The sequence below is a fragment of the Pseudomonas sp. LG1D9 genome (assembly GCF_002949995.1).
Lineage (GTDB): Bacteria > Pseudomonadota > Gammaproteobacteria > Pseudomonadales > Pseudomonadaceae > Aquipseudomonas > Aquipseudomonas proteolytica.
In genome coordinates, this window is record NZ_CP026881.1 from 4,917,642 (window position 1) to 4,931,686 (window position 14,045).

Consider the following 14,045-nt stretch of genomic DNA (forward strand, 5'->3'; position numbering starts at 1 on the left):
ACCGGCATGCCGGCTCCTACAAAGGTGGGTCAGGCTTTTGCGGTGGCAGGCAGCACATCGTTGGCGATCATTTCGCCGAACGGCCCGGTAAGGTTGGTGATGCCGCGTCCGGCCAGGCTGGCGTAGGGTTCGGGCAGCAGCGGGAATACCAGCTCGGCAAAGCGATAGGCTTCTTCCAGGTGCGGGTAGCCGGAGAAGATGAAGCTCTCGATGCCCAGGTCGGCGTATTCCTTGATCCGCTCGGCCACTTGTTGTGGGTTGCCTACCAGCGCGGTGCCGGCGCCTCCGCGTACCAGGCCGACGCCGGCCCACAGGTTGGGGGCGATTTCCAGGTTGTCGCGCCGCCCATCGTGCAGGGCGGCCATGCGGCGCTGGCCTTCGGAGTCAAAGCGCGAGAAGGATTTTTGCGCGGCGGCGATGGTCTCGTCGCTGATGTGTTCGATCAACTTGGCTGCTGCCTGCCAGGCTTCGTCTTCGGTTTCGCGCACAATCACATGCAGGCGGATGCCGAACTTGACGGTGCGACCATGGCGCGCCGCACGTTCGCGTACATCGGCGAGTTTCTCGGCGACGGCTGCGGGCGATTCGCCCCAGGTCAGGTACACGTCGACCTGTTCGGCGGCGAGGTCGTGGGCCGCATCGGACGAGCCGCCGAAGTATAGCGGTGGGTAAGGTTTCTGAACCGGCGGATAGAGGGCCTTGGCGTTCTGCACCTTCAGGTGTTTACCTTCAAAGTCGACGGACTCGCCTTGCAATACTCGACGCCAGATCTTGAGGAATTCATCGGTCACCTCATAACGTTCACTGTGGTCGAGGAAGCTGCCGTCACCGCGGTTTTCATCGGGATCGCCGCCGGTCACCACGTTGATCAGCAGGCGGCCGTTGGACAGGCGGTCGAGGGTGGCGGCCATGCGCGCGGACACGGTGGGCGAGATGATCCCCGGGCGGATTGCCACCAGGTAGCGCAGGCGTTCGGTCAAGGGCACTAGTGCCGAGGCAATCACCCAGGAGTCTTCGCAGGAGCGGCCGGTGGGAATCAGCACGCCGTGGTAGCCGAGGTTATCGGCGGCCTGGGCTACTTGCTTCAGATAGTTGAGGGTGACTGGGCGCGCACCCTGGGTAGTCCCCAGGAAATGGCCGTCGCCATGGGTCGGAAGAAACCAGAAAACATCCATGACAAGTCCTTGAGCGATGTTCAACAGAGAGTGTTGCCCGGCCAACAGTTGTGGAAACAACAGTTGCGGCGTTGGGGGACCGTTATAGAACGTCTGGTTTATTCCGTAAACGAACGTATTTCTCTATTTATAGATCCATAAGGAATATGTCGGATTGGCTGATAGCGACTATCACAGCGGATGATTTTTCCCTGCAAAGGCGTGGGAGTAGCCTGTGTTCATTGCCTTGACGCCCGATTCGCAGGACCTTCGCCATGAACCACTACCTCACTGTTGCCTTGTTGCTGGTTGCCTCTTTGCTTGCCGGTTGTGCCTCCCCTCCGGCACCCGAGTTGCGCCCCTACACCGCCGAGGAGGCCAGGCAATTGGCGATGGAAGGGCTTAACCGCCGTGGCTTGTCGTTTGACGAATATCAACAGAAGAAAGCCGAGCTGTCTGCCCAGCCACAGACACCTTTTGGCTTTGATCGCCAGGGTGAAATGAATGCAGAGCGCAACGTGATGTTGCATGACCGTCCCAGCTAAAAGCGTTGGCGGTGGTCCCGAGCCCGAAGTTCTTCGCAGGAACTTCGGGCTTTTTGTTTTCCATCCTTTTCATCGAGCCTGTTAAGCTCAATTTCAGGAGCGTTCCTACGCACTTTTCAATTCTTTAACGGCATCCGATCGGGTTAACCTGACGATCTCTGTACTGGTCGCTGCCCCTGGGACGCTGATCTCGGGAACATGCTCTGCGGGTCTTTAAACGTCATGAATAAACGTCCTTTGTATTTCGACTACGCCGCCACCACACCGGTGGATGAGCGGGTCATCCAGGTCATGGTCGAGTGCCTGGGTTTCAATGCCAATTTCGGTAACCCCGCATCCAGCTCCCATGCGTTTGGCCAACAGGCCCGGCACACGGTCGAGCAGGCGCGTCGGCAGGTGGCGGAGCTGGTCGGCGCCCAGCCCGAACAGATCGTCTGGACCTCGGGCGCCACCGAATCCAACAACCTGGCGCTCAAGGGCGTGGCCCAGGCGCGGAGCGTGGCCGGTGGTCATATCGTCACCAGCCAGATCGAGCATAAGGCGACGCTGGACACCGCGCGCCAATTGCAGGAGGCCGGGGTTGCCGTGACCTACCTGGTGCCGGACGCCGATGGCCTGATCACCGCCGAGGCGGTCAGCCAGGCACTGCGTGAAGACACGTTCCTGGTGTCGTTGATGCTGGTCAACAACGAACTGGGTACGCTCAACGACATCCCGGCCATTGGCGCGCGAGTGCGTGAGCATGGCGCACTGCTGCATGTGGATGCGGCGCAAGGGGCGGGCAAGGTCGAGATCGACCTGGCGCGCTGGTCGGTCGACCTTATGTCGTTTTCTGCACACAAGCTGTATGGCCCCAAAGGCATCGGTGCGTTGTATGTCGGGCCGCGGGCGCAGCAGAACGTCACCGCACAGATCCACGGGGGTGGTCATGAAGGTGGGCTGCGCTCGGGTACCCTGGCGACCCACCAGATTGCAGGCATGGGCAGTGCCTTTGCGTTGGCCGGGCAATTTTTTGCTGAAGAGTCGGCGGGGATTGTCGCCCTGCGCCAGCGTCTGCTGGAGCAAGTGCTGGCTATCCCCGGCGTGCGCCTGAACGGCAGTGCCACCCAGCGTATTCCCCACACCTTGAGCCTGACGTTCAGCGAGGGTGAGTTCAATTCGGCGGCCTTGAGCGCCGGTATCGCGTTTTCGGCGACCTCTGCCTGTAATTCGGCAAGCAATGCGCCGTCCCATGTTCTGCTTGCCCTGGGACATGATGCGCGCAGCGCCGGTCGCACCATTCGCCTGAGCTTGGGGCGCTTTACCACCGAGCAGGATATCGATCAGGCGGTGCAATTGATCAAGAGCTCGCTGGCCAGCGCACCGGCCTTCTGGGCGGTTTGAAACATATAAAAATTATTAGTGGTTAGCAGGAGACAAGATGAGTACGCAGCCTTTGACCCATGGAACGGTTCCCCAGCGCCTGGCGCATACCCGCGAGTTGATGCAGCGCGAGGGCATCGATGCCCTGCTGGTGCCATCGGCCGATCCGCACCTGTCCGAATACCTGCCGGGTTACTGGCAGGGGCGGCAGTGGTTGTCGGGGTTTCATGGGTCGGTAGGCACGCTGATCGTCACCGCTGATTTTGCCGGTGTCTGGGCTGACAGCCGTTACTGGGAGCAGGCGAGCAAGGAGCTGGGCGGCAGCGGTATTGAGTTGGTGAAGCTGCAACCGGGGCAGCCCGGCCCGTTGGAATGGCTGGGTGAGAACACTCCTGAAGGTGGGGTAGTTGCAGTGGACGGCGCGGTGATGGCCGTTGCATCGGCCCGCACCCTGGGCAGCAAGTTGGCGGAGCGTGGCGCTCGCCTGCGTACTGATATCGATTTGTTGAGTGAGGTCTGGACTGACCGTCCGGAGCTGCCAAACCAGCCGATCCACCAGCACCTGCCGCCCCAGGCCACCGTCAGCCGAGGGGAAAAGCTCGCGGCACTGCGCGCCAGCCTGAAGGACAAAGGCGCGGATTGGCATTTCATTGCCACCCTGGATGACATTGCCTGGCTGTTCAACCTGCGCGGTGCAGATGTTTCGTTCAACCCGGTGTTTGTGTCGTTCGCCCTGATCAACCAGCAGCAGGCAACGCTATTTGTTGCCCTCGGCAAGGTCGATGCCTCGTTGCGTGGGGTGCTGGAACAGGATGGCGTGACACTGCGTGACTACAGTGAAGTGGCGGCGGCCCTGGCTGAAGTGCCGGACGGTGCCAGCCTGCAGGTGGATCCAGCACGCGTGACTGCCGGGTTGCTGGATAACCTGGGCAGTGGCGTCAAGCTGGTGGAAGGGCTCAACCCGACCACGCTGGCCAAGTCCCGCAAAAGCCTGGCGGATGCCGAGCATATTCGCCGGGCGATGGAACAGGATGGCGCGGCCTTGTGCGAGTTTTTCGCCTGGCTGGACTCTGCACTGGGGCGCGAGCGCATCACTGAGCTGACGATCGATGAACACCTGACTGCCGCACGAACCCGGCGCCCCGATTATGTGTCGCTGAGTTTCAATACCATCGCCGCGTTCAACGGCAATGGCGCGATGCCCCATTACCACGCCACGGAAGAAGAGCACGCGGTGATCGAGGGTGATGGCCTGCTGTTGATCGATTCAGGTGGCCAGTACCTGGGCGGCACCACTGATATCACGCGCATGGTGCCAATTGGCACGCCGAGCGAAGAGCAGAAGCGCGATTGCACCCGTGTGCTCAAGGGCGTGATTGCCTTGTCGCGCGCGCAATTTCCCAAGGGCATTCTCTCTCCGTTGCTGGACGCCATCGCCCGTGCGCCGATCTGGGCCGAAGGTGTGGATTACGGTCATGGCACCGGTCACGGGGTTGGCTACTTTCTCAATGTCCATGAAGGCCCGCAGGTGATTGCCTACCAGGCTGCGGCCGCGCCGCAAACCGCGATGCAGCCGGGAATGATCACTTCCATTGAACCGGGCACTTATCGTCCGGGGCGTTGGGGGGTGCGTATCGAGAACCTGGTGTTGAACCGGGAGGCGGGTAAGACCGAGTTCGGTGAGTTCCTCAAGTTCGAAACCCTGACTCTGTGCCCGATCGATACCCGTTGCCTGGTACCGTCATTGTTGACGATCGAGGAGCGGCAGTGGTTCAACGACTACCACGCTGAGGTGCGTCAACGCTTGAGCCCGTTGCTCAGTGGCGCCGCGCTTGAGTGGTTGCAAGTGCGTACGGCTGCGATATAAGGGCTGACTGCTCGCAGGTCTGGGCCTGCGAGCGGGATGCTGGTGTTAACTCAAGGCTTCGCGGACAAAATCCAGGCGATCCTGGCCGAAGAACAGCTGTTGACCGACAAACAGGCTAGGCGCACCAAACACGCCACGGGCAATCGCTTCTTCGGTCTTGTGCTTGAGGGCGTCCTTTACTGCCTCATCCTGGGCCAGTTCCAGTACCTGGGCAGGGTCAAAGCCGTGTTCTGCCAAGACCGCTGCTACCACTGCCGGATCCCCCAGGTTGCGTCCATCCACCCATAACGCTCGGAACAGGCAGTCGATGAAGTCGATAAAACGCTCTGGCTGGCGTAGTTGAATGCCGGTAACGGCGCGCATCAGTGTCAGGGTGTTGATGGGGAAGTGCGGGTTGAACTTGAGGGGCACACCGTAACGCTTGGCGTAGCGTGCCAGGTCTTGCAGCAGATAGCGGCCTTTGGCCGCAATGGTGATGGGCGAGGCATTGCCGGTGGCTTTGAAGATGCCGCCCAGCAGGATCGGCTGGTACACCAGTTGGCTGCCGGTTTCAGCACAGATACCGGGCAGTTGGGTGTAGGCCAGGTAGGTGGTGGGGCTGCCGAGGTCGAAGAAAAATTCCAGGGTTTTGTTCATGTCGGATGCTCGCTGCTTATTGTTATGTAGGCGTGCTTACCAGGTTTCGTTCCAGGGGCGCAGGTCCAGTTCGAAGGTCCAGGCGTCCCGTGGCTGGCTGTGCAGGTGCCAATAGTTGTCGGCGATATGCTCTGGATCAAGGATGCCATCCTGGTCCTTGAGTGCGTATTTGGTTGGGAAGTTGTCGCGGATGAAGTCGGTGTCGATGGCGCCATCCACTACCACGTGGGCTACATGGATGTTCATCGGGCCAAGCTCGCGCGCCATGCTTTGAGCGAGGGCGCGAATGCCGTGCTTGGCGCCGGCGAAGGCAGCGAAGCCGGCGGCGCCGCGTAACCCGGCTGTGGCACCGGTAAACAGGATAGTCCCGCGCTGGCGGGTCACCATGCGCTTGGCCACTTCCCGGGCATTCAGGAAGCCTGAGAAGCAGGCCATCTCCCAGATCTTGAAATATTTGCGTGCGGTTTCTTCGAGGATGCTGCAAGGCACATTGGCGCCGATGTTGAACACGAAGGCTTCAATCGGACCCAGTTCGCTTTCGATCTGCTCGATCAGCGCGATCACCTCATCCTCCTTGCGTGCATCACAGGCAAAGCCGTGGGCCTCGCCACCGGCCGCTTGAATACTCTCCACCAGAGGCTGCAGTTTGTCGGCACTGCGTCGGGTGACGCAGGCCACATAACCTTCACGGGCAAAACGCTTGGCGATGGCGCCGCCTGTAGCGTCGCCTGCGCCGACGACCAGCACGATTTTCTTATTTTCAGTCATGGGAAGCCCTTTAGTAAACGGTCGTTAACTAAACGCACGTTATGCTACGCTTCGGCAGGCGTCAAGGTGGTGAATTCATGGGGAGAAGCGATGCGCTATTCAGTCAGTCACAAGCAGCAAACCAGAGATAAGCTCCTGCAGAGCAGCGCGGCCCTGGCTAAAAAAGAAGGGTTTGCCAGTGTTGGCGTGGATGGTTTGATGAAGGCCATTGGCTTGAGTGGAGGGGCGTTCTATAGCCATTTTTCCTCCAAGGACGCGTTGTTCAGCTCAATCGTCGAGCACGAGTTGAGCCAAAGCCTTGCGCGTTTGGGGGAAGGGGAGGTGCAGAGTCGAGAGCGCCTGGACCGCTGCCTCAAGATCTATTTGAGCATGGCCCACGTGGAGCAGGTGCAAGACGGGTGCGCATTGCCGAGCATGGGGGCGGAGATTGCTCGTGCTGATATAGCTGTACGCCAGCAGGCGCAAGAGTGGATTTGTCGGTTGCAGGCCAACTGGGCACGGACTTTGGAGAGTGACAGCTTGGCCTGGGCGATGTTGTCCCAGTGCGTGGGGGCACTGGTGGTGGCTAGAATGATGGTTGACCCGGACGTTCAGGCGCGGGTGCTTTCATCGAGCTATAAAGAGCTCAGCCAGAGGATCGCCCAGCCATGACTACTTACTTGCAGAGCACGATCATGCTGCGGCTGGTATAGCCGGCAGGGTTGATACCGAAAGGGTAGTCACCTGGCTCTTCGGTGTTGTCGCCGGACTTGGCGATCACCCGATAGCCCTTCTTGCCGCACGAGTTGGCTGCGCTGGTGTAGCACTGATCCCAGGAGGAGGACAGGCCAGAGCAGTTGATATGCAGCCCTTTCTTTCCGCGTTTGACTTCGGTCTTGGTGGTTGCGGCACATCCCGCCAGGGCGATGACGACAAGCACTATCAAAATTCGCTTCATTACCATCCTTAATAGCCGCGCCGTTGGAATGCCCGATGCTGGCTTTGCTCGCTCTCAAGTCTAGCGTTCGTGGATGTCCTTATTCGAAAATCTCCATGACTGACACTGAGTTACGGCCTAAACATGGCCTAATTGAGCGGCAAATGCCAGAGCTTCGTTAAATCCTGTCTCAATCTGCCGCGACGATTGGCTTTGACTGGCTGCGCATGGTCAGCGTTGCACCCACGGAAGCCAGGATAATGCAGGCGATCGCGAGCCATTGGGCCAGGGACAGGTATTCCTGAAGGAAAAACAGACCGGAAAGCGCGCCGAATGCGGGCTCGATACTCATCAAGGTACCGAAGGTGCGTGCGGGCAGTCGGGTCAGAGCGACCATCTCCAGGGTATAGGGAAGGGCAGTTGAAAGAATCGCCACGCCAATAGCGATGGGAATCAGCGCGGGTGTCAGCAGGGCGCTACCGGCATGGACGATACCGATAGGGGCCACGAACAGTGCGGCGATCATTACGCCAAGTGCGGCTGTTTGGACGCCGTTGTCCGCGCCAGCTTTTTGCCCGAACAGAATATAGAGTGCCCAGCAGATACCCGCCCCCAAAGCGTAGGCCGCCCCGGTCAAGTCGATGCCTTGACTGGCTTCACCAACCGGTATCAAGAGCAGTAGGCCGATGATGGCCAAGGCGATCCACAGGAAGTCAACGGCGCGCCGCGAGGCATAGATGGCCACGGCCAGTGGCCCGGTGAACTCCAGGGCCACTGCAATTCCCAATGGCACAGTGCGTAATGACATATAGAAGAGGAAGTTCATGCCGCCAAGCGCCATCCCGTAGACGATGACGGTGCGCAGTGACTTGGCGGTGAGTTTTGCGCGCCAGGGACGAAGCAACAGCAGCATGATGATGCTGGCGAAAACCAGGCGCAGCGTAGTGGTGCCTTGGGCGCCGACAATCGGGAACATGCTTTTGGCCAGCGACGCACCTGACTGGATCGAGGCCATGGCGATGAGCAGCAGGCCGACAGGGAAAAGTGCGGAGCCCAGGCTGCGGGATGAGGTGGTCATTGGGGGTGTTTGTCCAGGTCATATAAAGGCAGAAGCCACTATGATGATCAACTGGTTCGGAATGGGCAATATATTGCTCAAATTTGTGCGTGCTATCTGTAGAGCGAAGAGGCTTTGAGTATTTCGATAGAAAAACCAAATTAACGGTTGACGGCGAATTATATCTGTCTATAATTCGCCCCACTTCCGGCGCAGTCGAAACGGAAAACTCCTTGGTAAACAATGAGTTATGCGAGATTCGACAGCAAGTTGCTTCAGTTCATCGAAGCCAAAAGGAAGTTGAAAAAGAGGTGTTGACAGCAGCGTGTAACGCTGTAGAATTCGCCTCCCGCTGACGAGAGATCGGAAGCGCAAGTGGTTGAAGTTGTTGAGGAAAACCTCGAAAGCTTCTGAAAATAACCACTTGACAGCAAATGAGGCTGCTGTAGAATGCGCGCCTCGGTTGAGACGAAAGATCTTAGCCAACCGCTCTTTAACAACTGAATCAAGCAATTCGTGTGGGTGCTTGTGGAGTCAGACTGATAGTCAACAAGATTATCAGCATCACAAGTTACTCCGCGAGAAATCAAAGATGTAACCAACGATTGCTGAGCCAAGTTTAGGGTTTCTTAAAAACCCAAAGATGTTTGAACTGAAGAGTTTGATCATGGCTCAGATTGAACGCTGGCGGCAGGCCTAACACATGCAAGTCGAGCGGTAGAGAGAAGCTTGCTTCTCTTGAGAGCGGCGGACGGGTGAGTAATGCCTAGGAATCTGCCTGGTAGTGGGGGATAACGTTCGGAAACGGACGCTAATACCGCATACGTCCTACGGGAGAAAGCAGGGGACCTTCGGGCCTTGCGCTATCAGATGAGCCTAGGTCGGATTAGCTAGTTGGTGGGGTAATGGCTCACCAAGGCGACGATCCGTAACTGGTCTGAGAGGATGATCAGTCACACTGGAACTGAGACACGGTCCAGACTCCTACGGGAGGCAGCAGTGGGGAATATTGGACAATGGGCGAAAGCCTGATCCAGCCATGCCGCGTGTGTGAAGAAGGTCTTCGGATTGTAAAGCACTTTAAGTTGGGAGGAAGGGTTGTAGATTAATACTCTGCAATTTTGACGTTACCGACAGAATAAGCACCGGCTAACTCTGTGCCAGCAGCCGCGGTAATACAGAGGGTGCAAGCGTTAATCGGAATTACTGGGCGTAAAGCGCGCGTAGGTGGTTAGTTAAGTTGGATGTGAAATCCCCGGGCTCAACCTGGGAACTGCATTCAAAACTGACTGACTAGAGTATGGTAGAGGGTGGTGGAATTTCCTGTGTAGCGGTGAAATGCGTAGATATAGGAAGGAACACCAGTGGCGAAGGCGACCACCTGGACTGATACTGACACTGAGGTGCGAAAGCGTGGGGAGCAAACAGGATTAGATACCCTGGTAGTCCACGCCGTAAACGATGTCAACTAGCCGTTGGGAGCCTTGAGCTCTTAGTGGCGCAGCTAACGCATTAAGTTGACCGCCTGGGGAGTACGGCCGCAAGGTTAAAACTCAAATGAATTGACGGGGGCCCGCACAAGCGGTGGAGCATGTGGTTTAATTCGAAGCAACGCGAAGAACCTTACCAGGCCTTGACATCCAATGAACTTTCTAGAGATAGATTGGTGCCTTCGGGAACATTGAGACAGGTGCTGCATGGCTGTCGTCAGCTCGTGTCGTGAGATGTTGGGTTAAGTCCCGTAACGAGCGCAACCCTTGTCCTTAGTTACCAGCACGTAATGGTGGGCACTCTAAGGAGACTGCCGGTGACAAACCGGAGGAAGGTGGGGATGACGTCAAGTCATCATGGCCCTTACGGCCTGGGCTACACACGTGCTACAATGGTCGGTACAGAGGGTTGCCAAGCCGCGAGGTGGAGCTAATCCCACAAAACCGATCGTAGTCCGGATCGCAGTCTGCAACTCGACTGCGTGAAGTCGGAATCGCTAGTAATCGCGAATCAGAATGTCGCGGTGAATACGTTCCCGGGCCTTGTACACACCGCCCGTCACACCATGGGAGTGGGTTGCACCAGAAGTAGCTAGTCTAACCTTCGGGAGGACGGTTACCACGGTGTGATTCATGACTGGGGTGAAGTCGTAACAAGGTAGCCGTAGGGGAACCTGCGGCTGGATCACCTCCTTAATCGACGACATCAGCTGCTCCATAAGTTCCCACACGAATTGCTTGATTCATTGAAGAAGACGAAAAGAAGCAGCCCGAAATTGGGTCTGTAGCTCAGTTGGTTAGAGCGCACCCCTGATAAGGGTGAGGTCGGCAGTTCGAATCTGCCCAGACCCACCAATTTTGTGTGGGAAACGCCTGTAGAAATACGGGGCCATAGCTCAGCTGGGAGAGCGCCTGCCTTGCACGCAGGAGGTCAACGGTTCGATCCCGTTTGGCTCCACCACTACTGCTTCTGTTTGTATAAAGCTTAGAAATGAGCATTCCATCGTTGTGATGGTGAATGTTGATTTCTAGTCTTTGACTAGTTCGTTCTTTAAAAATTTGGGTATGTGATAGAAAGATAGACTGAACGTTACTTTCACTGGTAACGGATCAGGCTAAGGTAAAATTTGTGAGTTCTCTTAGTTGAGAAATTCGAATTTTCGGCGAATGTCGTCTTCACAGTATAACCAGATTGCTTGGGGTTATATGGTCAAGTGAAGAAGCGCATACGGTGGATGCCTTGGCAGTCAGAGGCGATGAAAGACGTGGTAGCCTGCGAAAAGCTTCGGGGAGTCGGCAAACAGACTTTGATCCGGAGATGTCTGAATGGGGGAACCCAGCCATCATAAGATGGTTATCTTACGCTGAATACATAGGCGTAAGAGGCGAACCAGGGGAACTGAAACATCTAAGTACCCTGAGGAAAAGAAATCAACCGAGATTCCCTTAGTAGTGGCGAGCGAACGGGGACTAGCCCTTAAGTGGCTTTGAGATTAGCGGAACGCTCTGGAAAGTGCGGCCATAGTGGGTGATAGCCCTGTACGCGAAAATCTCTTAGTCATGAAATCGAGTAGGACGGAGCACGAGAAACTTTGTCTGAATATGGGGGGACCATCCTCCAAGGCTAAATACTACTGACTGACCGATAGTGAACTAGTACCGTGAGGGAAAGGCGAAAAGAACCCCGGAGAGGGGAGTGAAATAGATCCTGAAACCGTATGCGTACAAGCAGTGGGAGCCCACTTTGTTGGGTGACTGCGTACCTTTTGTATAATGGGTCAGCGACTTATTTTCAGTGGCGAGCTTAACCGAATAGGGGAGGCGTAGCGAAAGCGAGTCTTAATAGGGCGTCTAGTCGCTGGGAATAGACCCGAAACCGGGCGATCTATCCATGGGCAGGTTGAAGGTTGGGTAACACTAACTGGAGGACCGAACCGACTACCGTTGAAAAGTTAGCGGATGACCTGTGGATCGGAGTGAAAGGCTAATCAAGCTCGGAGATAGCTGGTTCTCCTCGAAAGCTATTTAGGTAGCGCCTCATGTATCACTGTAGGGGGTAGAGCACTGTTTCGGCTAGGGGGTCATCCCGACTTACCAAACCGATGCAAACTCCGAATACCTACAAGTGCCGAGCATGGGAGACACACGGCGGGTGCTAACGTCCGTCGTGAAAAGGGAAACAACCCAGACCGTCAGCTAAGGTCCCAAAGTTATGGTTAAGTGGGAAACGATGTGGGAAGGCTTAGACAGCTAGGAGGTTGGCTTAGAAGCAGCCACCCTTTAAAGAAAGCGTAATAGCTCACTAGTCGAGTCGGCCTGCGCGGAAGATGTAACGGGGCTCAAACCATACACCGAAGCTACGGGTATCATCTTCGGATGATGCGGTAGAGGAGCGTTCTGTAAGCCTGTGAAGGTGAGTTGAGAAGCTTGCTGGAGGTATCAGAAGTGCGAATGCTGACATGAGTAACGACAATGGGTGTGAAAAACACCCACGCCGAAAGACCAAGGTTTCCTGCGCAACGTTAATCGACGCAGGGTTAGTCGGTCCCTAAGGCGAGGCTGAAAAGCGTAGTCGATGGAAAACAGGTTAATATTCCTGTACTTCTGGTTATTGCGATGGAGGGACGGAGAAGGCTAGGCCAGCTTGGCGTTGGTTGTCCAAGTTTAAGGTGGTAGGCTGGAATCTTAGGTAAATCCGGGATTCTAAGGCCGAGAGCTGATGACGAGTTACTCTTTGAGTGACGAAGTGGTTGATGCCATGCTTCCAAGAAAAGCTTCTAAGCTTCAGGTAACCAGGAACCGTACCCCAAACCGACACAGGTGGTTGGGTAGAGAATACCAAGGCGCTTGAGAGAACTCGGGTGAAGGAACTAGGCAAAATGGCACCGTAACTTCGGGAGAAGGTGCGCCGGTGAGGGTGAAGGACTTGCTCCGTAAGCTCATGCCGGTCGAAGATACCAGGCCGCTGCGACTGTTTATTAAAAACACAGCACTCTGCAAACACGAAAGTGGACGTATAGGGTGTGACGCCTGCCCGGTGCCGGAAGGTTAATTGATGGGGTTAGCTAACGCGAAGCTCTTGATCGAAGCCCCGGTAAACGGCGGCCGTAACTATAACGGTCCTAAGGTAGCGAAATTCCTTGTCGGGTAAGTTCCGACCTGCACGAATGGCGTAACGATGGCGGCGCTGTCTCCACCCGAGACTCAGTGAAATTGAAATCGCTGTGAAGATGCAGTGTATCCGCGGCTAGACGGAAAGACCCCGTGAACCTTTACTATAGCTTTGCACTGGACTTTGAATTTGCTTGTGTAGGATAGGTGGGAGGCTTTGAAGCGTGGACGCCAGTCTGCGTGGAGCCAACCTTGAAATACCACCCTGGCAACTTTGAGGTTCTAACTCAGGTCCGTTATCCGGATCGAGGACAGTGTATGGTGGGTAGTTTGACTGGGGCGGTCTCCTCCTAAAGAGTAACGGAGGAGTACGAAGGTGCGCTCAGACCGGTCGGAAATCGGTCGTAGAGTATAAAGGCAAAAGCGCGCTTGACTGCGAGACAGACACGTCGAGCAGGTACGAAAGTAGGTCTTAGTGATCCGGTGGTTCTGTATGGAAGGGCCATCGCTCAACGGATAAAAGGTACTCCGGGGATAACAGGCTGATACCGCCCAAGAGTTCATATCGACGGCGGTGTTTGGCACCTCGATGTCGGCTCATCACATCCTGGGGCTGAAGCCGGTCCCAAGGGTATGGCTGTTCGCCATTTAAAGTGGTACGCGAGCTGGGTTTAGAACGTCGTGAGACAGTTCGGTCCCTATCTGCCGTGGACGTTTGAGATTTGAGAGGGGCTGCTCCTAGTACGAGAGGACCGGAGTGGACGAACCTCTGGTGTTCCGGTTGTCACGCCAGTGGCATTGCCGGGTAGCTATGTTCGGAATAGATAACCGCTGAAAGCATCTAAGCGGGAAACTAGCCTCAAGATGAGATCTCACTGGAACCTTGAGTTCCCTGAAGGGCCGTCGAAGACTACGACGTTGATAGGTTGGGTGTGTAAGCGCTGTGAGGCGTTGAGCTAACCAATACTAATTGCCCGTGAGGCTTGACCATATAACACCCAAGCAATTTGCGTCGAAAGGCCAGATTGCGGTGTGTGAAGACGAAACGAACCGAAAGTTCGACTCTTGCAAACACCGACTTCTATTACATACCCAATTTGCTGAAGCGAGGCCAGTTGGCCACGACTCAGTACCCGAAT

Annotated in this window: 9 protein-coding genes, 2 tRNA genes and 2 rRNA genes; 8 read left to right on the forward strand and 5 right to left on the reverse strand. The window is 56.3% G+C overall.

The annotated features are described in order from the left end of the window. Positions 1-29: 29 nt before the first annotated feature. Complete coding sequence (gene ssuD / locus C5F71_RS23035) at positions 30-1,175, reverse strand: FMNH2-dependent alkanesulfonate monooxygenase (protein WP_104912019.1); 1,146 nt, start codon at positions 1,173-1,175, stop codon at positions 30-32. Positions 1,176-1,429: 254 nt separating this feature from the next. Between ssuD and C5F71_RS23040 the strand changes: the two genes are divergently transcribed. The 3 genes from C5F71_RS23040 (at position 1,430) to C5F71_RS23050 (ending at position 4,928) form a co-directional block, all read left to right on the forward strand. Then, complete coding sequence (locus C5F71_RS23040; RefSeq protein WP_029300653.1) at positions 1,430-1,699, forward strand: hypothetical protein; 270 nt, start codon at positions 1,430-1,432, stop codon at positions 1,697-1,699. A gap of 222 nt (positions 1,700-1,921) precedes the next feature. After that, positions 1,922-3,082, forward strand: a complete 1,161-nt coding sequence (locus tag C5F71_RS23045) for a cysteine desulfurase family protein (protein WP_104912020.1) — start codon at positions 1,922-1,924, stop codon at positions 3,080-3,082. Between the two features lie 37 nt (positions 3,083-3,119). Further along, positions 3,120-4,928 (forward strand): aminopeptidase P family protein, encoded by a 1,809-nt coding sequence (locus C5F71_RS23050; protein ID WP_104912021.1) that lies wholly within the window; start codon positions 3,120-3,122, stop codon positions 4,926-4,928. 45 nt (positions 4,929-4,973) lie between these two features. Here C5F71_RS23050 and C5F71_RS23055 read toward each other — a convergent pair whose 3' ends face one another. Next, positions 4,974-5,564 carry a 2-hydroxychromene-2-carboxylate isomerase gene (locus C5F71_RS23055; RefSeq protein WP_104912022.1) on the reverse strand — a complete coding sequence of 197 codons (591 nt, stop codon included), beginning with the start codon at positions 5,562-5,564 and terminating at the stop codon, positions 4,974-4,976. 36 nt (positions 5,565-5,600) lie between these two features. Then, on the reverse strand, positions 5,601-6,332 hold the full coding sequence (locus C5F71_RS23060) for an SDR family oxidoreductase (protein ID WP_092235356.1): 732 nt from the start codon (positions 6,330-6,332) through the stop codon (positions 5,601-5,603). A 90-nt stretch (positions 6,333-6,422) separates the two neighbouring features. On the opposite strand from C5F71_RS23060, the gene C5F71_RS23065 reads away from it, so the two are divergent. Further along, a complete protein-coding gene (locus C5F71_RS23065; protein WP_070996203.1) occupies positions 6,423-6,983 on the forward strand; it encodes a TetR/AcrR family transcriptional regulator in 561 nt (186 codons plus the stop codon). Between the two features lie 4 nt (positions 6,984-6,987). Here C5F71_RS23065 and C5F71_RS23070 read toward each other — a convergent pair whose 3' ends face one another. Then, positions 6,988-7,269, reverse strand: a complete 282-nt coding sequence (locus tag C5F71_RS23070; RefSeq protein WP_029300660.1) for a hypothetical protein — start codon at positions 7,267-7,269, stop codon at positions 6,988-6,990. Between the two features lie 169 nt (positions 7,270-7,438). Continuing rightward, entirely contained in the window at positions 7,439-8,326 is an 888-nt protein-coding gene (rhtA, locus tag C5F71_RS23075; protein ID WP_070996204.1) for a threonine/homoserine exporter RhtA, read from the reverse strand. A 628-nt stretch (positions 8,327-8,954) separates the two neighbouring features. Here rhtA and C5F71_RS23085 point away from each other — a divergent pair. The 4 genes from C5F71_RS23085 to C5F71_RS23100 all read left to right on the forward strand — a co-directional run bounded on the left by C5F71_RS23085 (position 8,955) and on the right by C5F71_RS23100 (position 13,897). Next, positions 8,955-10,491 (forward strand): 16S ribosomal RNA (locus C5F71_RS23085). A gap of 82 nt (positions 10,492-10,573) precedes the next feature. Further along, positions 10,574-10,650 (forward strand) — tRNA-Ile (locus tag C5F71_RS23090). 30 nt (positions 10,651-10,680) lie between these two features. Next, positions 10,681-10,756: transfer RNA gene (locus C5F71_RS23095), tRNA-Ala, on the forward strand. Positions 10,757-11,003: 247 nt separating this feature from the next. Next, a 23S ribosomal RNA gene (locus tag C5F71_RS23100) occupies positions 11,004-13,897 on the forward strand. The 16S and 23S rRNA genes sit together here with 2 tRNA genes alongside, the layout of an rRNA operon. The last annotated feature ends 148 nt before the right edge of the window (positions 13,898-14,045 follow it).